The sequence below is a fragment of the Lactococcus sp. FSL K6-0773 genome (assembly GCF_038006485.1).
GTDB lineage: Bacteria > Bacillota > Bacilli > Lactobacillales > Streptococcaceae > Lactococcus > Lactococcus lactis.
This window is the reverse complement of sequence record NZ_JBBOVF010000001.1, coordinates 295,008-320,575: the sequence shown is the minus strand read 5'-3', so window position 1 is coordinate 320,575 and position 25,568 is coordinate 295,008. Positions and strand designations below refer to the sequence as shown.

25 protein-coding genes and 1 pseudogene are annotated in these 25,568 nt (G+C 36.3%); 2 read left to right on the top strand and 24 right to left on the bottom strand.

From position 1 onward, the window contains the following. Nucleotides 1–3: 3 nt before the first annotated feature. The 4 genes from MHB61_RS01650 to MHB61_RS01635 form a co-directional block, all read right to left on the bottom strand. On the bottom strand, nucleotides 4–696 hold the full coding sequence (locus MHB61_RS01650; protein ID WP_003130060.1) for a YjjG family noncanonical pyrimidine nucleotidase: 693 nt from the start codon (nucleotides 694–696) through the stop codon (nucleotides 4–6). 176 nt (nucleotides 697–872) lie between these two features. After that, nucleotides 873–2,429, bottom strand: a complete 1,557-nt coding sequence (gene purH / locus MHB61_RS01645) for a bifunctional phosphoribosylaminoimidazolecarboxamide formyltransferase/IMP cyclohydrolase (protein ID WP_137016708.1) — start codon at nucleotides 2,427–2,429, stop codon at nucleotides 873–875. A gap of 175 nt (nucleotides 2,430–2,604) precedes the next feature. Continuing rightward, a complete protein-coding gene (hpt, locus tag MHB61_RS01640; RefSeq protein WP_003130055.1) occupies nucleotides 2,605–3,147 on the bottom strand; it encodes a hypoxanthine phosphoribosyltransferase in 543 nt (180 codons plus the stop codon). A 136-nt stretch (nucleotides 3,148–3,283) separates the two neighbouring features. Beyond that, the gene (locus tag MHB61_RS01635) at nucleotides 3,284–4,321 is read right to left on the bottom strand and encodes an NAD-dependent epimerase/dehydratase family protein (protein WP_137016706.1); all 1,038 of its coding nucleotides are present in this window, start codon (nucleotides 4,319–4,321) and stop codon (nucleotides 3,284–3,286) included. Nucleotides 4,322–4,451: 130 nt separating this feature from the next. On the opposite strand from MHB61_RS01635, the gene MHB61_RS01630 reads away from it, so the two are divergent. Beyond that, nucleotides 4,452–4,982, top strand: a complete 531-nt coding sequence (locus MHB61_RS01630; protein ID WP_003130052.1) for a TetR/AcrR family transcriptional regulator — start codon at nucleotides 4,452–4,454, stop codon at nucleotides 4,980–4,982. 50 nt (nucleotides 4,983–5,032) lie between these two features. Here the strand turns inward: MHB61_RS01630 and MHB61_RS01625 are convergent, their stop codons facing one another. From MHB61_RS01625 to clpB, 5 genes are all read right to left on the bottom strand, one after another. Beyond that, on the bottom strand, nucleotides 5,033–5,221 hold the full coding sequence (locus MHB61_RS01625; RefSeq protein WP_003130050.1) for a hypothetical protein: 189 nt from the start codon (nucleotides 5,219–5,221) through the stop codon (nucleotides 5,033–5,035). 27 nt (nucleotides 5,222–5,248) lie between these two features. Further along, entirely contained in the window at nucleotides 5,249–6,622 is a 1,374-nt protein-coding gene (locus MHB61_RS01620; RefSeq protein ID WP_228777578.1) for an ATP-binding cassette domain-containing protein, read from the bottom strand. Nucleotides 6,623–6,788: 166 nt separating this feature from the next. Next, nucleotides 6,789–7,337, bottom strand: coding sequence for a phosphoribosylglycinamide formyltransferase (gene purN, locus MHB61_RS01615; protein ID WP_003130044.1), 549 nt, complete (start codon nucleotides 7,335–7,337; stop codon nucleotides 6,789–6,791). Between the two features lie 27 nt (nucleotides 7,338–7,364). Further along, nucleotides 7,365–8,387, bottom strand: coding sequence for a phosphoribosylformylglycinamidine cyclo-ligase (purM, locus tag MHB61_RS01610; RefSeq protein WP_003130042.1), 1,023 nt, complete (start codon nucleotides 8,385–8,387; stop codon nucleotides 7,365–7,367). 182 nt (nucleotides 8,388–8,569) lie between these two features. Continuing rightward, entirely contained in the window at nucleotides 8,570–11,173 is a 2,604-nt protein-coding gene (gene clpB, locus MHB61_RS01605; RefSeq protein WP_003130040.1) for an ATP-dependent chaperone ClpB, read from the bottom strand. Between the two features lie 233 nt (nucleotides 11,174–11,406). Here clpB and MHB61_RS01600 point away from each other — a divergent pair, with 233 nt between their 5' ends. Further along, complete coding sequence (locus MHB61_RS01600; RefSeq protein ID WP_003130038.1) at nucleotides 11,407–12,747, top strand: hypothetical protein; 1,341 nt, start codon at nucleotides 11,407–11,409, stop codon at nucleotides 12,745–12,747. Nucleotides 12,748–12,779: 32 nt separating this feature from the next. Here the strand turns inward: MHB61_RS01600 and MHB61_RS01595 are convergent, their stop codons facing one another. The 15 genes and pseudogenes from MHB61_RS01595 to MHB61_RS01525 form a co-directional block, all read right to left on the bottom strand. Next, complete coding sequence (locus MHB61_RS01595) at nucleotides 12,780–13,403, bottom strand: NAD-dependent epimerase/dehydratase family protein (RefSeq protein ID WP_003130037.1); 624 nt, start codon at nucleotides 13,401–13,403, stop codon at nucleotides 12,780–12,782. A 109-nt stretch (nucleotides 13,404–13,512) separates the two neighbouring features. Next, nucleotides 13,513–15,012, bottom strand: a complete 1,500-nt coding sequence (gene purF / locus MHB61_RS01590) for an amidophosphoribosyltransferase (RefSeq protein ID WP_003130036.1) — start codon at nucleotides 15,010–15,012, stop codon at nucleotides 13,513–13,515. A 114-nt stretch (nucleotides 15,013–15,126) separates the two neighbouring features. After that, nucleotides 15,127–15,971, bottom strand: a pseudogene (locus MHB61_RS01585) (oxidoreductase). A gap of 111 nt (nucleotides 15,972–16,082) precedes the next feature. Beyond that, a complete protein-coding gene (gene purL / locus MHB61_RS01580; protein WP_003130033.1) occupies nucleotides 16,083–18,302 on the bottom strand; it encodes a phosphoribosylformylglycinamidine synthase subunit PurL in 2,220 nt (739 codons plus the stop codon). A gap of 219 nt (nucleotides 18,303–18,521) precedes the next feature. Continuing rightward, on the bottom strand, nucleotides 18,522–19,193 hold the full coding sequence (gene purQ / locus MHB61_RS01575) for a phosphoribosylformylglycinamidine synthase subunit PurQ (protein ID WP_003130032.1): 672 nt from the start codon (nucleotides 19,191–19,193) through the stop codon (nucleotides 18,522–18,524). Continuing rightward, nucleotides 19,193–19,456 carry a phosphoribosylformylglycinamidine synthase subunit PurS gene (purS, locus tag MHB61_RS01570; protein ID WP_010906021.1) on the bottom strand — a complete coding sequence of 88 codons (264 nt, stop codon included), beginning with the start codon at nucleotides 19,454–19,456 and terminating at the stop codon, nucleotides 19,193–19,195. Before purS ends, purQ begins: the two co-directional genes overlap by 1 nt. 55 nt (nucleotides 19,457–19,511) lie before the next feature. Further along, the gene (gene purC / locus MHB61_RS01565) at nucleotides 19,512–20,222 is read right to left on the bottom strand and encodes a phosphoribosylaminoimidazolesuccinocarboxamide synthase (RefSeq protein WP_010906022.1); all 711 of its coding nucleotides are present in this window, start codon (nucleotides 20,220–20,222) and stop codon (nucleotides 19,512–19,514) included. Nucleotides 20,223–20,365: 143 nt separating this feature from the next. Further along, a complete protein-coding gene (locus tag MHB61_RS01560) occupies nucleotides 20,366–20,767 on the bottom strand; it encodes a cupin domain-containing protein (protein ID WP_010906023.1) in 402 nt (133 codons plus the stop codon). 15 nt (nucleotides 20,768–20,782) lie between these two features. Next, nucleotides 20,783–21,076, bottom strand: coding sequence for an antibiotic biosynthesis monooxygenase family protein (locus tag MHB61_RS01555; RefSeq protein ID WP_003130025.1), 294 nt, complete (start codon nucleotides 21,074–21,076; stop codon nucleotides 20,783–20,785). Between the two features lie 18 nt (nucleotides 21,077–21,094). Beyond that, complete coding sequence (locus tag MHB61_RS01550; RefSeq protein ID WP_003130024.1) at nucleotides 21,095–21,403, bottom strand: carboxymuconolactone decarboxylase family protein; 309 nt, start codon at nucleotides 21,401–21,403, stop codon at nucleotides 21,095–21,097. Between the two features lie 35 nt (nucleotides 21,404–21,438). Continuing rightward, nucleotides 21,439–21,807 carry a DUF2255 family protein gene (locus tag MHB61_RS01545; protein ID WP_010906024.1) on the bottom strand — a complete coding sequence of 123 codons (369 nt, stop codon included), beginning with the start codon at nucleotides 21,805–21,807 and terminating at the stop codon, nucleotides 21,439–21,441. A 14-nt stretch (nucleotides 21,808–21,821) separates the two neighbouring features. After that, nucleotides 21,822–22,574 (bottom strand): SDR family oxidoreductase, encoded by a 753-nt coding sequence (locus MHB61_RS01540; RefSeq protein WP_010906025.1) that lies wholly within the window; start codon nucleotides 22,572–22,574, stop codon nucleotides 21,822–21,824. 223 nt (nucleotides 22,575–22,797) lie between these two features. Continuing rightward, the gene (locus tag MHB61_RS01535; RefSeq protein WP_010906026.1) at nucleotides 22,798–24,171 is read right to left on the bottom strand and encodes an MFS transporter; all 1,374 of its coding nucleotides are present in this window, start codon (nucleotides 24,169–24,171) and stop codon (nucleotides 22,798–22,800) included. Continuing rightward, a complete protein-coding gene (locus MHB61_RS01530) occupies nucleotides 24,168–24,614 on the bottom strand; it encodes a MarR family winged helix-turn-helix transcriptional regulator (RefSeq protein ID WP_003130017.1) in 447 nt (148 codons plus the stop codon). The genes MHB61_RS01535 and MHB61_RS01530 overlap by 4 nt, the downstream gene beginning before the upstream one ends. Before the next feature lie 106 nt (nucleotides 24,615–24,720). Further along, nucleotides 24,721–25,560, bottom strand: coding sequence for a thymidylate synthase (locus MHB61_RS01525; RefSeq protein WP_003130015.1), 840 nt, complete (start codon nucleotides 25,558–25,560; stop codon nucleotides 24,721–24,723). Nucleotides 25,561–25,568 lie beyond the last annotated feature (8 nt).

The window sequence follows — 25,568 nt, the reverse complement described above, 5'->3', positions numbered from 1 at the left end:
TTATTACCAATTTTTAACCAAAGCTGGAATTTCTAATAGGTCTTGGATTTGCACATCTGGTTGTGCTTCTCCACTAACTTCCAATTGTTTTGGATTATACCAAATTGTCTTTATTCCAGCTCTATTCCCTCCTAAAATATCAGTTGCTAGGGAGTCGCCAACGATTGTAAATTCCTTTTGATTGGCCGCTTCAATGTGGTCAAAGACATAATCGAAGAAAGCAAGTGAAGGCTTATGATGACCCACTTCTTCACTAATAAAGATTTCTCTAAAGTGATCAGAAATTCCAGACTCAAATATTCGTGGACGAGAAACACGTGAAGTTCCATTACTAACCACATACATTTCTGCCTCTTTTTCTGACAGCTCTGTCAGTAATTCTTTGGCATGATTAATCAACTCATGCCCTTGTGATAAGTAAAGTTGATATTCATCATCAACAGCAACTGGATTATAATTTACTGACACATTTAAAGCTCTAAAAGCATGGTCAAATCGAGTAGATAGAAGTTCTTCACGTGAAAGTTTTTCTGATTCGTGTAAACGCCAAAGCGCTTTGTTTTCACGAGAGTAAGTCGCACGATTTTCCTGATTATCTTCAATTTGATAGTGGGTAAAAATTTTTCCCAAAGCATCATATTCTGCTTTATCAAAATCAAGTAAGGTGTTATCAATATCAAAAAGTAGTACAGTCATTTCTTTTCCTTTGCTAAATGTATTCTTTGCATTCCCTACATTATATCAGAAAAGGAGATAAAGATGAATGTTCTGAAACTTGAAAATTTTTTCAATGACAATAGACAGATGATTTTACAATAGAAATTTTAATATTAAATTAGAGAAAAAAATCTACCCTAAAGGTAGACTTTTTATTAATGTCTAAAATGACGAAGTCCTGTGAAGACCATCGCAATTCCATATTTATCACAGGCATCAATCACTTCTTGGTCTCGTACAGAGCCACCTGGTTGAACAATTGCTTTAATTCCTGCCTTAGCAATTTCATCGATATTGTCAGCAAATGGGAAAAAGGCATCCGAACCAAGAACCGCATTTTCTTGAAGTTCTACTGATTTATCTGCGGTTGCCTCTAAGGCAATTTTTACTGAGCCCACACGGTTAGTTTGGCCAGGACCAACACCAAGCGTCTGGTGGTCATTGGTCACAATAATCCCATTTGATTTGACAAACTTAACTGCTTTCCAAGCAAACTTCATGGCCTCCATTTGTCTATCAGTTGGTTGAACTTTAGTCGCCACTGTCCATTCTTTTGGATTTTCAACAATGACATCTTGATTTTGAACAAGTAGTCCTCCAAGAACCCCTGTTACAAGCGCTTCTTTTTCTGAGGCTTCTTTTTTAGAAAAATCAACGGTTAAAAGTCGAATATTTTTCTTTTTACTTAAAACTTCCAAGGCTTCTTTGCTATAAGAGGTTGCGATAATAATTTCAAGGAAAATCTTACTCATTTTTTGCGCAGTTGCCAAAGTTACTTCTCGATTTAAAACGATAATTCCACCGAAAATTGAAACTGGGTCTGCTTCATAGGCATAATCCCAAGCTTTTTCGATATCCGTTGCTGTTCCAATCCCACATGGATTCATATGTTTGAGGGCTACAACTGTTGGTTCTTCAAAATCTCTTGCAATCTGTAAAGCAGCATCTGCATCACGAACGTTGTTATAGCTTAGTTCTTTACCATGAATTTGCTTACTTTGGGCAATTGAATAAGTCGTAGGTATTCCTGACTCATAAAAATCTGCATTTTGTTGCGGATTTTCACCATAACGCATTCCTTGTTTAAGGTCGTAAGTCAAGGTTAATTTTTCTGGTTTTACATTTTCTACCGGAAATTCTTCTGTCAAATATTGTGCAATTAAAGCATCATAACTTGCAGTGTGGCGAAATACTTTTGCTGCAAGTTGCTGACGAAAACTTAAACTTGTTTCGCCTTTTACTGACAGCTCTGTCAGTACTTTTTCATAATCATTTGGGTCACAAACGACTGTGACTGACGCATGGTTTTTAGCTGCTGAACGCAACATTGAAGGACCACCAATATCAATCTTCTCAATCATTTCTGCTTGACTGCCCCCAGCAAGCAAAGTTTCTTTGAAAGGATATAAGTTTACAACAACCAAATCAATTGGAGAAATATGATGTTCTGTCATTGATTTCATGTGACTTTCCAAGTCTCTACGTCCAAGAAGGGCTCCATGAATTAGTGGATGCAATGTTTTAAGGCGCCCATCCATCATTTCTGGAAATCCTGTTACTTCATCAATTGCAATATTCGGAATTTCTTCTTGGTCCAGAACGGCTTTCGTTCCACCCGTTGAGATAATTTCCCAACCTAATTCTCGAATTTCCTTAGCAAATTCTACAATACCTTCTTTGTCTGAAACACTGATAAGTGCACGTTTTGACATGATACCCTCCAAGTTTTCTGCTGACAATTCTGTCAGTAATATTTTTCTTATAAAAGAACTGACAGAACTGTCAGTAAATATTTATCATGTCTTTATTTTACATTTATCGTTTGGAAATAAAAAGCACCAGTTTTAAAACTGGGCTTTTTTTATTATAATTGTTCGGAAATTACTTTTAGTCTTTAATTAAAAACTCTTCATTGAAAATTCCAATATATGGCAACTGACGGTAACGTTCGGCATAATCAATTCCATAGCCCACAATAAAGGCATCCGGTACTTCAAAGCCAACATAATCAGCGTCAATATCAACTTTACGACCACTTGGTTTATCTAATAAAGAGATAATTTTTACTGAATGTGCTTGACGTCCTGTCAGCAATTTTTTAAGATAGAGCAGAGTATTCCCAGTGTCAATGATATCTTCAACAATCAAAATATCACGTCCATGAGCCACGGTTGATAAATCTTTCAAAATTCTAACTTCTCCAGAAGATGAAATCCCATAACCATAACTGGTAACATCCATAAAATCAACTTCAGCATCAATTGATAATTCTTTAAGCAGATCAACCGTAAACATGATTGACCCTTTTAATATTCCAACAACAAGTGGATTTTTTCCTTCATAATCGCGTGAAACAACTTCCGCAAGCTCTTTGACACGTTCGGCAATTTGTTCTCTGGTAAATAAAACTTCTTTTAAATGTGGATGCATTTTTCTCTCCAATTTTTTTCACAATATGTTTCTATTTTAGACTTTTTTAGAGAGAAGAAAAAGACCAGAAGTCTGACTTTGGTCTTTTTTAGCTTACAACGTTCGGAAATAGAAAATTTTCAAAACTATAATTTTCTTAATCAACTTTAATAACTCCCAAATCCAACATCGTTTGTGCCGTTTGAATAATCGCTGCTTCACCTGAACGTGGTTTCCAGCCTAAAAGTTTAACTGATTTTTCATTTGAACAAGCTGTGTTTTGCCCCAAAAATGTAGCTGGCATCGCCAAACTTTTATCAAATCGAGCTAAAATTTTAACTAAAAAGTCGGGAATTACCTGAGTAGATACTTTTTTAGCTTTTGTACCAAATTCCTTTTTCAAAAACTCAGCTTGCTTTTTGTAAGTAATATTTTGGCCTGAAGTTGCAATGAAACGCTGACCAATCGCTTCTTTTTTCTCAAGAGCTAGCAAATGTAAATCAGCAACATCACGAACGTCAACATAATCAAATGCTAAATTTAAAAGTCTGGGCATTTTACCTTCAAACATATTTTTTATAGCCGCACTAGAATGTGAAAAATCATTTCCAAGAATTGGACCCATAACAGCTGTAGGTAAAACCGATGCTCCTTCAATACCATAAGCTTCTGCAAGTTTCCAAAACTCCATTTCCGCCATCGTTTTAGAACGTTGATATGCATTAATTGGAGCATCAAGGTTTGTCCAATCTCTCTCTGTGAAGATTTCTGGATGATCCTTATGCCCCGCTAAAACTGCTCCCGATGCTGAGGTCAAAACCACTCGTTCAACTCCTGCTTCCTTGGCCGCTTTCATCACAAACTTCACTCCATCTACAGCCATTTTCACCATTAAATCATCAGCGTCAGGACGTTGCAAAGGTGTTGGTGAAGCCACATGAATCACAGAATCAACACCAGTCATGGCTTGACTCCATCCTTCTTCTTTTGTCAAATCAGTTTGTACAAAATCAAAATCTGTAAAATCTGAAATTCCGCCTTGTGCCATCATTTTTTTCACTTCTTCTTGTCGAGACATCGTCCGCAATGTCGCCCGTACTCGATAGCCTTTTTTCAATAAAGCAATCATGATAAACACAGCAATATATCCAGAACCACCTGTTACAAGAATTGTTTTTTTATTTGTATTTGTCATTTAATTTTTTCCTCTATTTTTCTTAATTCACATCTGTTACACTTGAAACTTATGTAAAATTATTGTACGATAGAAGTGTAAAAAATACAAGCCTTTGAAAAGCTTGTGTGACACAATCAGGAGAAGTGTAATGGCAGCGACAAACTATTCCCAAACTATCAAAAACGATACAAAAGATTTTATTACTACAGCAATTTTGCAACTATTAGGAATTCAAAAAACATTTGAAAAACCGAAAAATCTTGCTCAACTCACGGTTTCAAACGTTTGTAAGAGGGCCGGAGTTAGCAGAATGGCTTTTTATCGTAACTTTGAGTCCATTGACCAGGTCATTTATCAATACTATCAGCCTCAAATTTCTCAAAGTTTTGAAATCATTCGTCAGAATGTTTCTGCCAGTTCAAAAATTGAAAACCAATTAAAATTCTTTGAAGAATTTAAAGATGACCTCTTCCTTTCTGAAAGTCAAGGTTACGAACCAATTATTCGTCAGATTTATATTGAAGAAATTGAGAAATTTTATGAAAAGACAAATGACGAATATTTCATTACTTTTGTCGCAAATGGAGTTTATGCTCTTTGGCGTAAATGGTTAATGAACGGTCAAGATAAGTCAATTGAAGAAATACATGAACTCATTAGAAAAATTGTTACAATTTAAGTAAAAATAAAAAGACACTTGCACGTGTCTTTTTAATATAAATTTATTTTTTAAGCAATTTCCTGTCCTAAATGAATCACCTCATCCAAATAACTTTGAGTTTCATCATATAGATGGTGTGTAATCATAATCACCGTCAAATCAGGATTTTCTAAAATATTTTTTTCTACAGCTAGAGCTGTTTTTTTGTCAACACTCGCCGTACTTTCATCCATCACTAAAATTGGCTTACTGCCCATTAATTCTCTAGCAACAGATAATCTTTCTTACTGACCTCCTGATAAATTTTTATCATAAACCGTATCAAGTTTATTAAATACAAAGTCATCAGCACAAGCAATTCTAATCGACTTATCAAAGATATCTGGCGAAATTTTACGCCCTAAAGTCAAATTTTCTTCTACTGTTTCCTTAAAAAGATAGGGAAATTGCATAATCACACTCATAAAATGAGGCAAAGATTTTCGATTAATTCCTTTATAATCTTTCCCGTCTAATAAAATTTCTCCTTCATAGTCTTGCTTATTCCCAACCAACAAATTAATCAAGGTTGATTTTCCACTTCCACTATCGCCAATAATCGCGTATTTTTTTCCTTTTTCAATGACAATTTCTGGATACTCAATTTTTTGCCCATCAGGAAATGCAACTGCCAGATTTTTTAATTCTAATTTACTTTCAAAAGCTGTCACTTCTTCTCCGTCAGTAACTTTTGATTCGTCAGTAATTTTTCCATATTTCTCTAGCAGCTTTCCAGTTGCATTGAGCAATATTAAACTATTTGCTACACTTTTTGAGTAATTAGTTACTGTTCCTGACAAATTTCCGACACTCATGACAACACCAATGCCAATTTGCCCATTCATGATAAGAAAACCAGCAACAGCTAAAATCAAAAACTGCCCTAACATACTTGTCCCTAATAAAGAATACTGCATCCAAGCACGAGTAAAAATTAATTTCACATTCGCCGTAGCTAATTGATTAAATTTCCCCATGGTTCGCTCTTGCATAAGACCCAATTGTTTATTATGATAAAGCACTTCATAACCACGCAAGTAATCCGTAGATGTCGCTAAGGCATCATTTGCAAGCTCCGACACTTGTTCCGTATCTCGTTCCACTGATTGTTTAAACATTTTTGGAAAATAGAACAAAAGTGCTCCAACCAAAAGGGTTGTCAAAAGCAATACCCAGTGGAAAAAGATAATAGCAATTCCTGAGAATAGCATCGCAACAATTCCCGTATAAACAAAATAAATCTGGTGGAAACCATTATCATAAAGTAGTTTTGTATCATTATTTAACCACGAATTATAATCTTCCTTACTATTTTTTTCAAAATCAGAATAAGAAATTTCCGTCAGAGGCTCAATGATATCCCGGCGTACAGCATTAAGCTGTTTTTGTATGGCAATTTCTTTCCAAACATCACGCGCTCCTTGAACAAAACTATCGACCATCCAAAGGATAATATCAATAGCTAACCATAAGAAAAATTGATTCATCTCTTTTGCAATCAAAGAATTGAGCACATTTGCTAAAAAGACCGAACTCAAGACCGCAAGAGCAATATCAATCGTGATAAGTAAGAAAACCATAAAATTTTCAAATTTGAATTCTTTAAGATACTTTACCATTTTTCCTTCTCATATTTTACTTAAGATTATGTTACCACTACATTTTAGCATTTAAATTTCAAAAGTAAATAGCGCTTATAAAAGTATTTTAGATGTTTTATTTTCTTAAAAGAACTGAAAATTTTCTCTTATTTTTATTAAGCTAAAACGTAAGAAAAAAACTTCATCATTGCTGATGAAGTATAATTTGGCGAACGACTTCTGGATAGAGCTTGTGCTCTGCTTCATGAACAGAACGCTCATAGACTTCTAAATCTTCGTGATAAGCGAGCGAGATTTGAGCAATCAATTCCCCAGTATCAACCCCCTCATCAACATAATGAATACTGATTCCCAACCCCTTTTTTGCCTCATGTGATTCTTCAATCGCATGAGGTGAACCGGCAAAATCCGGAAGATAAGAAGGGTGAACATTGATTATCTTTCCTTTATATTTTGATAACACCGTCGCACCAATAATTTTCATGTAGCCCGCCAAGAGAATTAAATCAATTTCTTGATCTTTTAAAATTTCCACCAAGGCCTTTTCATAATCCACTTTTGAAGAAAATTCTTTTAACTCCAAACTTGCCTTTGCCACCCCTAATCGCTCAGCACGTTCAAGTACATAAGCATCATGATGGTCTGAAAAAACAAATTTCACTTGGTCTGGAAATTGTTCAGCTAGTGTTTGAAAGTTTGAGCCATTTCCTGATGCAAATACTGCAAATTTCATGCTATCCCCTATTCTCAATGAAAAAATTTATTTTTTAATCACTACTGCTGAATCTTGTCTTTTGACCATTTTACCAATTTCAAATGCATTCAAGACTTTTTTGAGAGCTTCAGCATTTTCAGGAGCAACAGCAATTACCATTCCAATTCCCATATTGAAAATTTCATACATTTCTTCATGTTTGATATCCCCATATTTTTCAAGAGCTTTGAAAATTGGTAAAATATTCCAAGAACCTTCGACAATTTCAGCTGACAAGCTATTTCCGAACATTCTTGGTAAATTCTCATGGAATCCTCCGCCTGTAATATGAGCAATCCCTTTTATTTTATTTTGTTTAATCAAGGGTAAAAGCTCTTTGACATAGATTTTTGTCGGAGTTAAAAGAGTATCAATCAAAGATTGGTCAAGTTCAGGCAACGATTCATTCAAATCAAAGTCAGAAAAAACTTTCCGAACCAAAGAGTATCCGTTAGAATGAATCCCAGATGAGGCAAGACCAAGCAAAACATCGCCCGCTTCCACATCTTTTTCGCCATCAATTAATTGTGATTTTTCAGCCACACCCACAGCAAAACCAGCTAAATCGTAATCATCTTCATCATACATTCCGGGCATTTCAGCTGTTTCTCCACCAATCAGCGCTGCTCCTGCTTGCAAGCAACCTTCGGCCACTCCAGCCACAACTTGCTCCAATTTTTCAGGAATATTTTTCCCTGTGGCAATATAATCCAAAAAATACAGTGGTTCAGCCCCAGCAGCAATAATATCATTGACGCACATGGCTACGCAATCAATCCCAATCGTGTCATGTTTGTCTGCTTGAATGGCTAACATCAATTTAGTTCCCACACCATCTGTCCCCGAAATCAATACAGGCTCTTTCACATCAAGCACAGATAAATCAAAACTTCCACCAAAACCACCCAGTGCCCCAAGCACACCCAAACGTTCGGTTTTAGCTACATGCTTCTTAATACGAGAAACCACCTCATATCCTGCTTCTACATCTACCCCAGATTTTGCATACGCATTCTCAGACACTGTCATTCTCCATTTTCTGATTTATTTTATTCTACTTCCATGTTAAATGATTTTCAAACATAAAAAAAGTTCCAGCGGGTAGTACTGAAACTTTTCGATTGAATCGTTCGGAAATAACAAATCATTTCAACTGTAATTGTCTATCAAATATAAAAAACCGCCAGCATCAGCTAACGGTTTTTTTCTATTTATTCAGCAATCGTTTGAATATCAAAGTCAATCTTGTTTTCTACAAGCGTTACAATAACTTTTGATTTTGGTGGAATTTTTCCTCCGATAATCAGCTTAGCTAATGGATTTTCGATGACTTTTGTCAAATAACGTTTGAGTGGACGTGCACCATAAGCTGGTTCATAAGCATTTTCGGCAATCCAAACTTTTACTTCTTCACTCAACTCAAGTTGAACATCCATTTCTTCAAGACGATGTGAAAGTTGGCTAGTCATTTTAACGATAATATTCTTAATATCCTCAAGTGCCAATGGTTTGAAAAGAATGGTATCATCAATTCGATTTAGAAATTCTGGTTTGAAATGTGCCCGAAGTTGAGACATCACGTTTTCAGTTGTTTCTTCCGAAATTTCACCATTTTCTCCAACATTATCAAGCAAATATTGAGAACCGACATTTGAAGTCATAATCAACACTGTGTTCTTAAAGTCAACGAGAACACCTTTAGAGTCAGTCAAACGGCCGTCATCCAAAACTTGCAACAAGATATTGAAGACATCTGGATGTGCTTTTTCGATTTCATCAAGCAAGATGATTGTATAAGGATTACGACGAACAGCTTCAGTCAATTGGCCTCCTTCATCGTAACCGACATATCCTGGAGGTGCTCCGACTAACCGAGAAACTGAGTGTTTTTCCATATATTCACTCATGTCAATCCGAACCATATGTTCTTCTGAATCAAAGAGATTTTCAGCCAAAGCTTTCGCGAGTTCGGTCTTACCTACCCCAGTTGGACCGAGGAAGAGGAATGAGCCAAGTGGACGATTAGGGTCTTGAATTCCTGCACGCGCACGAATAATGGCATCAGATACGGCTTCAACAGCTTCATCTTGTCCAACGACCCTTTGATGCAGTGTTTCTGGCAAGTGAAGTAATTTTTCACGTTCACCTTCAACCAATTTGGTAATTGGAATACCTGTCATGCGTCCAACAACTTCAGTGATTTGTTCTTCAGTGACTGATTCTTGAACTAAGGATAAATCATCTGATTTTGCTTTTTCTTCAATAGCTTTGAGTTCTTTTTCAATTTCAGGAATTTTACCATAACGAAGGGCTGCTGCTTTTTCTAAGTTTCCTTCATTTTGAGCTTCTTCCAATTCGTGGCGAGCATGTTCTAATTCATTTCGTTTTTCAGAAATATTGCCCACTTCTTTTTTCTCAGCTTCCCATTGAGCTTTGAGTTGATTATTTTCTTCTCGAAGTTCAGCAATTTCACCACGTATAATTTCAAGACGTTTCTTAGAAGCATCATCTCGTTCTTTTTTGAGGGCCGCTTCTTCAATTTCTAATTGCATCAAGCGACGATTAGCTTGGTCAAGTTCAGTTGGGAGTGAATTCATTTCTACACGAATTGTTGCACTGGCTTCATCAACCAAGTCAATGGCTTTATCTGGTAAAAATCGGTCAGTAATATAACGATTTGAAAGGGTTGCTGCTGCGACTAAAGCATTATCATGAATGGTCACTCCATGGTGAATTTCAAAACGTTCTTTTAGACCACGCAAGATTGAAATTGTATCTTCAACAGTAGGTTCAGTAACCAATACCTTTTGGAAACGACGTTCAAGTGCTTTATCTGTTTCCATGTATTTACGATATTCATCCAAGGTAGTTGCCCCAATCAAATGGAGTTCACCACGTGCAAGCATTGGTTTTAAAAGGTTCCCAGCGTCCATTGAACCTTCTGTTTTACCTGCACCAACAATCGTATGAAGTTCATCAATAAAGAGGATAATTTGTCCATCTGATTTTTTCACTTCATTAAGGACTGCTTTCAAACGTTCTTCAAATTCACCACGATATTTCGCTCCTGCAATCAGGGCACCCATATCAAGTGAAAAGATTGTTTTATCTTTCAGATTTTCAGGAACGTCTTTTCTGACAATCCTTTGTGCCAATCCTTCAACAATGGCTGTTTTACCAACCCCAGGTTCACCAATAAGAACGGGGTTATTTTTTGTTTTACGAGAAAGCACTCGAATGACATCACGAATTTCTTCATCACGTCCAATGACAGGATCTTGTTTACCTGATTTAACTTGAGCAACGAGATCTACCCCATATTTTTCAAGTGCTTTGTATGTTTCTTCTGCATTTTGACTGGTCACTTTATCACCTCCGCGTAATTTTTCAATTGCAGCTTGCGCTTTTGCTTTTGTTAGTCCATGGCTAACCAAATAACTGGTCAATGGATTTTGTTTTAATTCAAAGAGGGCAAGGAGAATAATCTCAGTTGATAAGTATTCATCGCCCATTTTTTGCGCAATTTTGTCTGCTTCAGTAAATATTTGGAACAAATCTGGACTTAGGTTTTGACCATAAGTAATATTTGAACCTTCTACTGAATTAATTTTGTCAATTTCTTTTTCAATTAAATTTGTATAGTCATCTAGGTCAATCCCTAAATCTTTATAAAAGTTCGCCCCAAAACTATTAGGTTGAACAAAAATTCGCCATAAATGTGGAACTTCAATCACTTGGTGATGACGAACTTGCGCAATTTGTTGCGCTGAACCAAGTGCTTCTTGCATCGTTGTTGTCATTTTTTCGATGTCCATAAAAACACCTCATTTCGATTTCATAGTTAGTAGTGATTATTATCTTTTTCTCACTACATTCTAATTATAATACTTTGGTCAGTAATAGTCAAACTTTTTGATTCGTTATTTATAAAAAATTATTTACTCTTTTTAAATGAATTATTTATGTACTAATCATAGTGAAGCTGTCTTTTTAATACACTTTGCCTTATAATGGATTTAGATGTCAAAATAGAAAAGATAGGAGAAAAATGACTCAACAACTAAATTCTTTGGGAAAGTCTGCCCTCTTAATATTAAGTAATACAATTATTGTCCTTCCATTCATGATTTTTATTCAAATTGCAAAAGGAACCTCGCTTCTTGCCCTCCTTCCTTTTTTGCTCTTTTATACTTTCAGAATGACTGGCGTATTCTTTATAAGGGGAATAAAAACAAGAATTAACAGCTATAGTCTTTTAAAAATTTCATTGTATGCCGGTTTACTTGGTTGCTTGTTAGGATTTATGGGTTCTTTCTACTTTCCTTTCTATACTTTATCCGGTATCCTTTTAGGAGTCAGTGCAGCTTGGTTGCCGATGTCAAACACTTCGGTAAATTATTATCTAAAAAATACTAACCAGCTTATCAAAGGAAAAACCTTAGTTAGCTTACTTTTGTTTTTAGCCCTTGGCTTTTCTTTTGTCTTGTCCCCTTCTCTAAAATATCCCTTGTTCTTTGTATTCTATGGAATAGTTTATCTTCTCTCCTTCCAATTAGTTGGAAATTTGGATAATTACAAAGTTGATCCAAATGATTTAGAAAAAGCTTCATATAAATATCTTATTTTATTTGCTTTATTTTTTGTTTGCCTCTTTCTATTACGTTCAAGTCGATTACTTGCCAATAGTTTAGAATTTGATTATTTCATTTTCGGATTTTTCTTTTTGGTCACTCTCTATATTGTCGCTACGAATTTTTTCAAAAATAAAATTCAAAGAAATATCCCTCGTAAATTATCATATTTGACAGCTATTAATGGGGCAGTGGGAAATTATTTATTTCTTTTTTGTTCTTTATATGTCGCTGGTTTTTATGGTCATCAGCATTTATTTTTACAGTTTTATCTTCCTTATGTTTTAGGAATTGTCTTTGCCTCTAAGATCAAAAATTTACTTGGAAATAATGTCAAAACCTACTCTTTAATCGGCATTTTTCTAGGTTTACTTTTGATTGTTTTTAGTCCTCTATTTGCTCTAGGTTTATTCCTTACTAGCTTATTCAAAGGAAGTTTAAATTCAAGCTTAACTCAAGACTATGAAAGTACTATTAATATCGTTGAAGATAAACGGATCTGGGTAAAATATACCATTCAAAATATCGGAAGTATTCTTCACCAATTTTTGTTGATGCTTTTAGGTTCACTCATCATCATGAAAAACGGCTTATCTATCAAGACCCTGTTCGTTATTACTTCAACCCCTATTCCTACAGCTCGAAGTATTGAACTAATGAAATCATGGAATCTTATTGCTACGTCATTGATTATCTTAATTATCATCGCCTATCTTATTTATCCAAAAATAGTTCCACTTCTTAAAAAATCAAAGTAAATTAGAAAAACTCATGTCTAAACATGAGTTTTTTATTTAATACGAGAGGTCAGTGAACTTTCTTTTCCTTCGATAATTTTATGAATCTCTTTAGCAAATTGACTTCGTTTAATTGGACGATAACTTTTTAAGAAAGAAAAAATTGGAATTTTTATGAGTGGTTCCAATAGGCGTGCTGGAAAATAACTGCTTTTTCGTGAAGCATCATAGACAATTCCTGGAAAAACAGAAACAAATCTTGATTTCAAACGTTTTTGACCATAAGCCTCCACTTCTTTTTTAGCTCTCATATAGTCATTCATAAAAAAAGGACCATCATTTGCCGAAATAAAAAGACATTGATTTTCTGAGTTAACTATTGTATCAATAATTATTTTTGCTGGTTGAATACTATTTTTTTCATAAGTTGTTCCCTTTGATTTACTTGGAAATAGAATTCCTACCGCATCAATCACCCAATCTGATTTTTGTAAAAGTTCTTGCCAATCACCGGTTTCATTTAGATTAGCGGAATGATAGAGGACTGGCTCAACTAGATTATCTTTAGATTTACCATTTCTTGATAAACTGTGTAATTCATAATCCACAACTTGAGCAAGCTCTTTGAAAATACCTTGGCCAACTAGTCCTGTTCCTCCAACTATTGTAATAATCATTTGCTCACCTCACTTGCTTTTATTTCTTATCCTAACATATTAAAAGGAGTAATCTAAAATAATCGCTTTAGAATTTAGCTAAAAAAACTAGAGTGAGCACTCTAGTTTTTCATTTCACGCTATTTTTCGCTAACGATTCCAAATAGTCAGCTTCATAATCATAAAGCGGCGTTGGATATTCGCCATCAAAATATGACAAGCAAAGTTTATCATGACCAATCGCCTCGACAAGTCCTGTCTGGCTGAGATAGGTCAGACTATCTGCTCCGATAGCTTCTCTGATTTCATCAGTCGTGTGTGTAGCTGCGATGAGTTCGTCACGATCTTGAATATCAATGCCATAAAAGCAAGGATATTTGAGAGCGGGACTGGCGATTGCCACATGAACTTCAGCGGCGCCTGCGTCTTTGAGGAGTTTGACAATGCGACGGCTGGTTGTCCCACGCACAATACTATCATCCACCATAATGACACGTTTGCCTTCTACAACACCTCGAACAGCACTCAATTTCATGCGAACGCCTTGTTCACGAAGTTCTTGAGTCGGTTGAATGAAGGTTCTTGCCACATACTGATTTTTAATCAGGCCCATTTCGTAAGGCAAGCCAGATTCTTCAGCGTAGCCTGAAGCGGCACTGAGTGATGAATTAGGCACACCGATGACAATATCAGCATCAATTTGGGCTTCTTGGGCTAAAATTTTTCCTGAACGTTTTCTGGCAGTATGAACATTAACTCCAGCAATATTACTGTCAGGACGGGCAAAATAGATGTATTCCATTGAACAAATGGTCATGTTGGTGCTGTCAGTAAATTGGTCCACATGAATGCCGTCGTCATTAATTTCAATGATTTCACCGGGTTGAACATCTTGAATCCAAGTGGCACCAACGACATCAAAAGCACAGGTTTCTGAGGCCACAACGAGCGCACCATTGCTCATTTTTCCGATTGAGAGTGGTCGAAATCCATTAGGATCAAGGGCTGCGACAATTGAGTTTTCAGTCATAATGAGATAGGCAAAGCCACCTTTGACCGTATTGAGCGCTTCTTTGACTCTGCCCATAAATTCTGGATGATGACTACGGCGAATCAAGTGCATGAGAATTTCCGTGTCTGAATTACTAGAAAAGATTGCCCCAGATTTTTCAAGTTCACAGCGCAATGATTGGGCGTTGGTTAAATTTCCATTGTGGGCAAGTCCAAGTGCTCCGTCATGAAATTCAAACTGGAAAGGCTGAATATTATTGATATTTGCTGAACCAGCCGTGGCATAACGGACGTGTCCAATGGCTGACGAGCCTGTCAGCTCTTCCAAATCTTTTTCGTCACGGAAAACTTCTGTGACCAGACCCAGACCACGATGACGATTGAGTTTGCCATTATTATTGACCAAAATCCCTGCGCCTTCTTGCCCGCGATGTTGGAGAGCATGAAGTCCAAAATAGGTCAGGCGAGCAGCATCAGGATGTCCCCAAACACCGAAAAGTCCACATTCTTCATTTAAATGAGATCGTTCGTCATCTGGATGTTGTTGCCACCAACTATTTTCATTGGACGAATTCTTCCCCCGCACTCTTAAATCAAGCGTCTGTTCTTTGCCAAACATAATTTTTTCCCTCTATCGATTCTTTTATTATATTTTAATTCTATCTATATTGTTTGGAAATAAAAGGTCCTAATAGGACTTTTTTAATTTTTTCAAGTTAATTGTTCGGAAAAATCATTTCCAATAATCTTCTTCTCCAAAATCAAGATGCTTGGCATCTTCTTTATATTTTTCAAATTCGGCAAGAGCTTCTTCAAAAACTTGTTTAGAAAGTTGGTAAGCATCTTTGCCCATAAGATAGTGCATTGGTGGATTTTCAAGTTTGGAAACTTTGATAAATGCTTTGGCTGCCGATGCTGGATTCCCTACCTGAGTGCCAGAATATGAATTTAGATGTTCAAGCAGTTTATGCGCCTTTTCATAATCTGAAAACTTATCTGGCGCACTCTCTTTGGAACGCCCTGCCCAATCTGTCCGAAAAGAACCAGGTTCAATATTTGTCACAAAAATCCCTAAAGGTTCAACTTCTTTTCGGAGCGTTTGAAAAAGTCCCTCCATAGCAAATTTTGTAGCATGATAATAAGAAAGGTTTTCGGTTGTTGTCAGTCCACCACGGGATACCGTATTTAGAATATGCCCCGATTTTTGTTTACGCATATATGGTAGAACCGCTAAGGTCATATATTCGCTCCCCAGAAGTTTGTGTCCATGATCTTACGCACTGCTGATTGATCAGATTCTTCCATGACACCAAAATAGCCAAATCCTGCATTGTTAACCAGAACATCGATTCGTCCAAACTTAGCGATTGTTTCAGCAACAGCTTTTTGAATAGAATCTCCTTTCGTCACATCAAGACTTATTTTTAAAATATTTTCTTTGTCAGGAAGCTCTGACAAAGTTGATAATTGCCGAGCAGTAGCAACTACTTTATAGTCTTGAGCAATTAATTCTTCAACCAAAGCTCTACCAAAACCCGTTGAACTTCCAGTAACAAGCCATACTTCATCTTTTTTCATTTTGAAACCCTCTTTCGATTAAATATAACGAAATTATACTTCTTTGTTTCTTTAGTGTAAAGTAAATGATTTTTATTAATTTTAAGTAAAAAAAGACATCTATATCAACTTTTATTTCATCAGAGCTGGCAACGCTCCTTCATAAATGCTGACAGCTTCGTCAGTAGAAATAGAAAGTTCATTCATTTCCAAAATTCCGCTGTCAGTAACTTTTCCGATTACTTCGCCACTGACCGAACTTTCTGTCAGTAATTTTTCAAAAGTAGCTTGATTTTCTGGTGAAATTGAGAGTATAAAGCGACCTTGCGTTTCTGAGAATAATTGGGCATTGGTTATATCAACTTTCACATCAACGCCTAAGCCATTTGCAAAAGCAGATTCAGCTAGAGCAATCGCCAATCCTCCTTCTGCCAAGTCATGTGCTGAGCTGACCAATCCGTCAGTAATTGCTTTTAAAACAAAATCTTGATTGATTTTTTCAGTTTCTAAATCAAAATCAATTCTTCCAGAAATTTCGCCTATCAGCATTTTTTGAAGTTCAGAACCTGAAAAATCATCAAAGGTTTGACCGACTAGCACAATCAAATCACCTGCTTTTTTAAATTCTTGAGTCGTAATATTTTTTACATTCTCAATCAAACCAACCATTCCAATCATCGGCGTAGGTAAAATAGCTGAACCGTTTGTTTCATTGTAAAGACTAACATTTCCTGAAATAACCGGTGTATCAAGAGCCAAACAAGAACGTGAAATTCCGTCAGCCGCCGTTGTTAATTCCCAAAATTGTTCTGGTTTTTCCGGATTTCCAAAGTTCAAACAGTCAGTAATCGCAAGCGGTTTTCCACCAGAGGCCACGATATTACGAGCCGCTTCAGCAACTGCGATTGCTCCTCCTTTTTCTGGATCAAGATAGAGGTAGCGAGCGTTACAGTCCGTTGTCATCGCAAGTGCTTTGTTAGTTCCACGCACTCGTAAAACTGCGCTATCTGAGCCTGGTGCAACAACAGTGTTGGTCATCACGCGCGAATCATAAGTTTCATAAATTGATTTCTTGCTAGCAATTGTCGGTTGAGCCAAAAGTTTTTTGAAAATTTCACTGACCGCGCTGTCTGTAATTTCTGGAAGATATTTTTCGCTGTCAGTAAATTTTTGAATTCGCTCAGGAACTTTTGCCTCACGGTAATAAGTTGGAGCATCTTCCGCCAATGAATCAACTGGAACATGAGCCACCATTTCCCCTTTATGATAAAGCGTATAAAAGCCATCATCAGTCACTTGCCCAATATTCACAGCATCAAGGTCGTATTTTTTAAATAAATCAATAATTTCTTGTTCATGTCCTTTTTTGACACAAAGCACCATACGTTCTTGTGACTCAGACAACATCATTTCATAAGGAATCATTTCTGTTTCACGCTGAGGCACATTATCCAAGTTAAGACGCAGACCTGACCCAGCTTTTGAAGCCATTTCTGATGTAGATGAAACCAATCCAGCTGCTCCCATATCTTGAATTCCGACTAAAATATCGCCATGATTTTGAATGACTTCAATACAAGCTTCAAGCAATAATTTTTCCATAAATGGATCACCGACTTGAACCGCTGAACGTTGTGTTTCTGAACCAGAACCAAATTCTTTAGAAGCAAAAGACGCCCCATGAATGCCGTCACGTCCTGTTTTCGCTCCGACATAAAAAATAGAATTTCCCACACCTTTAGCTTGTCCTTTTTGTATGTGTTTATGTTCAATCAAACCCACACACATGACATTCACCAAAGGGTTTCCAGCGTAAGATTCATCAAAGGCTACTTCGCCACCAACCGTCGGAATTCCAATACAGTTTCCATATCCCGCAATCCCGGCTGTCACTTGGTCCACAATATGACGTGTTTTACCATTGTCAATTGGCCCAAAACGTAAACTATCCAAAATTGCAATTGGACGAGCTCCCATTGAAAAAATATCACGAATAATACCACCAGAACCAGTTGCTGCACCTTCATAAGGTTCAACGTAAGATGGATGATTATGAGATTCAGCTTTGAAAACAACCGCTAAATCATCACCAATATCCACAACCCCAGCTCCTTCACCAGGCCCCATCAAGACTTGTGGCCCAGTCGTCGGAAATTTTTTTAAGACAGGTTTTGAATTTTTGTAGCAGCAATGTTCTGACCACATCACGGCATACATCCCAGTTTCCGTAAAGTTTGGCAAACGGCCATCAAGAATCTCATCCTTGATTTTCAAATATTCTTCATCCGTCAGTCCCCACTCACGGTATATTTTGCTTTCTTGAATCTGTTCTGGTGACATCTCCAAAGTCATGTTATTCTCCTATAAGATATGAGAAACGCTTGCTTAAAAACGTAGAAAACTACAGCCCAATTTACTGCATTAGTAGTCTAAAGAATATACGTTCCAACAGAAATGCAACTTGTATATTCTCTACTTTAAAAGCTTTCAGCGCTCTGAATTCAATTATTTCAAATTACAAATTTACTGACAGATTCGTTTTTTAAAATCTAAATTCTGTCAGTAATTTTTTTATTTTCCAACAAAGTTTTTCAAGACAGAAGCAAACAAATCTACTCCATCAGCGCCACCAAGCAGTTCTTCCATGGCCCGCTCAGGGTGAGGCATCATCCCAAGCACATTTCCTTCTTTATTGACAATTCCAGCAATATTTTCAACTGACCCATTAGGATTTTCGTCAGCATAAGTGAAAATAATTTGCCCATTTGCTTTAAGTTCAGCAAGCTGAGCTTCGTCAGCAACATATTGACCCTCACCGTGAGCAATTGGTAAATTAATCAAAGCGTCCTTGGCATATTCAGTCGTAAAATTACTTTGATTATTTTCAACTTTAAGAGCTTGCCATTTGGAAACAAATTTCAAACCCTCATTGCGAATCAATACACCCGGTAAAAGCCCAGATTCAACCAAAATTTGAAATCCATTGCAAGTGCCAAAAACCGGTTTCCCTTCTTTAGCCAAACGTTTGATTTCCGGCATAATATTGGCAAATGACGCAATCGCACCACAGCGTAAATAATCACCATAAGAAAATCCCCCTGGAATCAACACTCCGTCAAAACCTGCAAGCGACTTCTCATCATGCCAGACAAATTCTGCCTCAGCTCCCATAACATCACGAATTGCCCAAAGTAAATCAAAATCACAATTTGACCCTGGAAATTGAATGACTGCAAATTTCATTAATTAGCTCCTTCGCTTTGTTCATTCAAAATTTCAACTTTATAAGTTTCCATATTTGGATTTGCCAACAATTCATTGGCAATTTCAATTGCTTTTGCGCGAGCAATCTCAGCTTCTGCATCAAATTCAAAATCGAAAAATTTTCCAACATTTAATTCTGTAACTTCTTGATAACCCATTTTATGAGTTGCCGCTTTAATCGCTTGGGCTTGAGGGTCAAGAATTGAGGCTTTGTAAGCCACGTAAACACGTACTTTAGTCATTTTAAAATTCTTTCTATATAAGATGTGAGGAACTGTCCTAAAAACTAGAACTCATTTATTTCGCATTTTCTAACAAATTCAAAACTTCAGTATAAGTTTCAACTAAATCACCAATATTACGCCTGAAAACATCTTTATCCATATGCTGACCATTCGCATCCCAGAGACGTGAAGTATCAGGTGAAATTTCATCAGCAAGAATAATTCTTCCGTCAGCAAGGCGGCCAAATTCAAGTTTGAAATCAACCAAAGTTAAGCCGATCTCAGCCCATATTTTTTTAAGAATCTCGTTGATTTTACGCGTTTCACTCTTTAAAAATTCAATCTCTGAATAAGTTGCAATGTTCAGGAATCTAACATGTTCATCATTAATAAATGGGTCATCTAAAGCATCATCCTTATAGTAAAACTCAACAATTGGTTCTTGTAAAACAATTCCTTCTTCAAGACCAAATCGTTTGGCAAAAGAACCAGCAACAACATTTCTTAAAACAACTTCTAAAGGAATTATTGAAACTTTTCTATTCAATTGTTCGGTTTTTGATAACTTTTCTATGAAATGCGTTTCTAAACCTTCAGCATTTAATTTTTCAAAAATTAATGACGTAATTTGATTATTTAGAGCACCTTTTCCCGTAATTTGTTCTTTACGAGCACCATTTAATGCAGTCGCTTGGTCACAATATTCCACCCAGAGCACCTCTGAATCATCAGTAAAATACAGTTTCTTAGCTTTTCCTTCATAGAGCAACTTTTCTTTTTCCACAATATCCTCCATCCATTTAAGGGATTCTTTATGCTTCTTATTCTATTCTAATGAGCCAAATAAAAAAAGCTCTAGCGGATAAAACTAGAACTTTTTCAATTTATTGTTCGGTTTTGCTGAATGTTCGGAAATACTCTTTTATTTTATAAGTTTTCATATTGTTCATCAGAAACTTCTTCTAACCAAACTGCTTCTCCTGCGGTAATGGCCACATGACTGAACCAGCTATCTTTTGTCGCTCCATGCCAATGTTTAACTCCTGCATGAGTAACAATTGTATCGCCCGCATGTAAAAGTTGGGCCTCCTTACCCTCTTCTTGATACCATCCCTCACCGGCTGTAACCAATAAAACTTGATAACCATCTTTATGAATATGCCAATGATTACGACAGCCCGGCTCAAAAGTCACATTTCCCACACCAAAGGGCAAGTCCTTATCCGCAATCATTCCTTCTAAATAAGATTGGCCAGTAAAATAAGCGCCATAAGGATTTTTTTCACCTTGAGGAAAAATAAGTGCATTCTCTAATTCTTTTTTATTCATTTCGTTCTCTCTTTTCTAATCAATCTGTTGATAACGCGTTACCTTTAGGCGCAGTTGATATTTTTCTCTCAATTCAGCAATTTTTGTCATCATCGGACTTTTATGATGAATGTCAATTGCTTCTTGGTTTTCCCATTCATCAATCAATAGAATTGCTTGTTGATTATCCAAAGGAACAAAATATTCATAACGTAAATTTCCACTTTGTTGACGTATTTTATAGACAAGACCAGAACTGACCATTTCGTCAGCAAAGAGATGGGCCTTCTCCCCCTCACCTTGGTACAAAATGTTGACCGTAATTGTCATAGCTTTCCCCTCTTATTCTCAAATTTTTTTTGCAATATTAAAAGCCGACCAAGCCTTTGGCCACCCCACATAAAAACTCAGATGAGTAATTATTTCTGAAATTTCTTCCTGACTTATTCCGTTTTCTTTTCCTTTTGCCATATGAAAATTTAATTGTTCAAAATTTCCACCAGCAATCAAAGCAGTAATCGTAATGACACTACGTTCATGTGCTGAAAGTTCTTTTTCACGACTCCAGACTTCTCCAAAAAGAATATCATCATTTAATTCAGCAAATTTTGGGGCAAATTCTCCAAGTTGTTCATGTCCTGCGGTTTGTTTTTCCATTTTAACCTCCAATTTTCTTCAATTCTCAAGGTGTTTTATCTTATGCTTTTTCCAAGTTCCTTCAAAAATTTTAGGCGCATCACTGTCGGTCTAAAATTTTTCTCCCAAGCAGGGTCCCAGCTATAACCTGAACGTTGTCGATAAGAATCAATAAATTTATCAATATTTTCTTTATCTGTCACAGGTTCAAATTCCACTTGATAGACTTTCCCGTCAATGTGAATTTGACCCTTACGTGAAATCATTGCCGAATTCCACCAACTTGATGCCCTTCCGCGACCTGCTGCTACCGCTAAATCATCATCAATATAAGCAAACCAAATCCAAGCAGGACGATGTTCTTGCGGGTCTGGGCTAATATAAATATCTTGTATCTTAGAAAACTTTTTGACATCAATTTTCATTTTTTCTCCTTTTCTTACCAAGGTTGTGTTGTAGGTCCAACAGTAAACTCGCTGACGTTAACGTCTTCAGGTTGTTCAAGAGCAAAAGCAACAATGCGAGCAATTGCCTCTGGACTAATCCCATATTGTTCATACAGAGCTGTCATTCCTTCTGCTGCATCTTTGTCAGTGATTGTATTCAGTAACTCAGTATTTATAGCAGCCGGATAAATAGTAGCTGTCCGAATATGAGTTCCTTCTTGAGCAGATTCCATTCGGAGTACCTCCATTAATTCACGAACCGCCCATTTTGTTGCCCCATAAACACCACCATTGGGATATGCTTTTAGGCCAGCAACTGAACTCGTTGTGATAACATGTCCTGATTTTTGAGCTGTAAATTCAGGCAGTACAGCAGCGAGCCCATTAAGTACACCTTTTAAATTAATATCAACCATATTTTCCCATTCTTCAACATGAAGAGCTGATAAAGGGGAACTTGGCATGATTCCTGCATTCAAGAAAATAGCATCAATTTTGCCAAAATTTTCTTTCGCATATTGTACCAACTTTTTACTTTCTTCTGGATTAGTTACATCTGTCACTTGATAGATTGCTTGTCCACCAGCCTTTTTAATTTTATCAGCCAGCTCCTGCAAACGATTTTCACGCCTTGCTGCTAGTACAATTTTGGCTCCTTTTTTAGCAAGTAATTCGGCAGTTGCTTGGCCAATACCGCTTGAGGCTCCTGTGATTAAGACGACTTTGTTTTCAATATTGTTTGACATTTTTTCTCCATTCATTTTTAACTTCTGTTTTCATTATATTCCTTGAAGTTCACTTCAAGTCAACTCAAAAGCTTCACATTGCTTTATCTTTTCGATGATTTTATTATAAAATATTTTTTACCTGCCGTGAAATGCTTTTTATATCAATAATTATGCTTTTTAAGCATACTATATTAAATTATAAAAAAAGCTTCGTATCATTACGAAACTTTTTTAATCAGATTTATTTTATCTTCTTGTTCAAAATCAAAGTATAGAAGACAAAATTAAGCAAAGCAAGACAAAGGAAAAACATAAATACATGTTGAGTTCCTGTTGTTAAATTACTTGATTTTGTTGCAATAAGACTAGCTGTAGCTGTTCCTGCTGACGCTGCAAATTGAGAAGTTGTAGTAAACCAAGCATTACCAGAGGCAGCTTTATCATGAGGAAGTTGAGCTAAACTATTGGTCATGGTTGTTGCAAAACTTGAAGAACGACCGATTGTGAATACAACATAAAGTCCCATCACACCCAGTAAAGTCAGATTCTTAGTAAAAATCGTTAATAAAACAAGAGCGATAAAGAATACAGTATTTCCACTATATAAAATCCCCTTGGCCCCTTTGCGGTCATAGAGCGCACCAATTGGACCTTGTGCTGCTGAACCAATTAATGAACCAGGCAATAAAGCAAAACCTGCTAATGTACTTGTAGTTCCTAACGAAACTTGTAAGAAATTAGGAATGATAAAGTTAATTCCCAAATTGACAAATTGTAAAATACAATAAACTAGGACAGACAAAGTAAAAGTTGGGCTCTTAAAAACATTGATATCAATAAAATTCAATGTACTTGTTTTTGAACGCCAAATAAAAGCAATCAACCCCAAGATAAAGACCACTAACCAGATCCATGAAAAATGAGCACTTGAAAGTGAATCTAAAGCTAAAAGAGCGCTGGTCATTGCTAATGACAAAAATATAAAAGCAATAAAATCAAATTTGCCTGGACGTTTTTTTTCACTTTTCTCAATAGCCCAAGCTCCTAAAGGAAAGAGACAGATTGGGATAATCAAAATAATTGCAAAAATCATTCGCCAACCTAAAGTCCCTGTTAAAAGTCCACCATAAGTTGGTCCAAGTGCTGGGGCAATACTCAAAATCATCCCAGCAAATCCCATCCAAAGTCCTACTCTCTCACGCGGAATTTTAGTTAAGACAAGATTAAACATTAATGGAATGGCAATACCAGTCCCAATTCCTTGAATTAAGCGTCCCGCCATTAAAATAGTAAAATTCGGAGAAATTAAACTCAGTAAATCTCCAAGGGTAAAAAAGATTAGTCCTGAAAAAAATAAAGTCCTATTTTGAAAGCGTTGACTAATATATGAACTCGTTGGCATAACAATCGCAACAACTAATAAATAAGCGGTCGTTACCCACTGAACCGTACTCAGTGGAAGTCCGAAGGTCTTTTCAAGCGTTGGAAACGTGACATTCAAACTTGTTTCTGCTAATATCCCCATAAAAGCCACAAGGGCCACGGCGACAATTGAAAAGCGCGTTTTCGCGCTAATTTTATGATTGGCTGTATTTGTTTCTAATTCTGTGTTCATTCTTTTCCTTTCTGCATGCTAAAATTATTAAGAAATTTTTCAACTGCAGCAATCTCCTCTGCTGACAAACCCGCCAAAGCTTTTTGATTATGACCTTGGATATATGTTCTAATTTCAGGTAGATATTGTTTGCCTTCTTCAGTTAATTCAACTGATTTTTGACGAGCATCTGTTGGGCTCGCTTTTCTCTTAATCAACTGCCGTTTTTCCATACGTTGCAAAATTTCCGTTGTTGTAGAACGTCGGATATTAAATTCTAATTCAATCATCGTCTGACTGATTTCTTTTCCTGAGTCTTCTTCACTCTGATTTCCAAGAAAATCTAATATTGACATTTGCTGACCCGTCAAATCAAGCTGAGCTGCAAAATTATCAAACTCTCGTGACATTTGATTGCTGGCAACTTTTAAAAGTCGTCCAATTGCTTCTTTTTTAGTTCGCATACGAATTATTATAACACAATCTTTTTTGTTCGTCAACGAACAATATTTAAATTTTTATCAATAAAAAAGTTACTGACAGAGTTCTGTCAGTAACTTTTTGGTTAATCTAAATTGCCAAATCAAATTTTAATTGAGGTTTTACCGGTTCATAGTCCACAAGCTCAAAATCTTCTGGTTTAATATCGAAAAAGTTTGTTCCGTCAGGAACATTAAGCACCAAACGGGGCTCCTTGTCAGAAGCTGTTCGCTTAACTAACTCATTTGCCTGTTCAAACTGATTATCATAAATATGCAAATTATTTACGAAATAGAAAAATTTTCCAACTTTCCAAGAAAAATGTTTTGCAATCATCATTTGTAAAGCAACATATTGCATGGCATTGATATGATGCGCAACAAGCATATCATTTGAACGTTGAATAAGAGTCGCATCCAAGTAAATCTGACCATCTTGTTCACGGCGAACATCAAACATTGTTTGGAAAGCACAAGGCAAAAGTCCTTCAGTTTCCTCAAAATCTTCATATTGCCAAAGATTAATGATATTACGGCGATTCCAAGGATTTTTTGCTAAACCATCCAATAATTTTCCAATAATATTATATTTTTTGACTGTTGCCCCATAGCGTTGTCCAATCGTACCGTCGCCAATTCCCCATTCGCCCCAGTATTTGACTCCATATTTTTCTTCAAGAATAGCAAGTTCACTTGTTTGATCTTGATAAATCCACATCAATTCTTTAATTGCCGATTTAATTGGAATTGGACGCAAAGTGGTAATTGGAAACTCACCTTTTTGCAAATCATAAGTAACGAAAGAGCCTGTTACATACTTACTATTTGCGGTTTGACCATCCTTATACTTGGGACGTGCATTTTCTGAAAAAACACCGTTATCAAGGATATTTTGGATATTTTGTTTAAAAATCTTGTCTGCGTAAGTCATGAATCTTC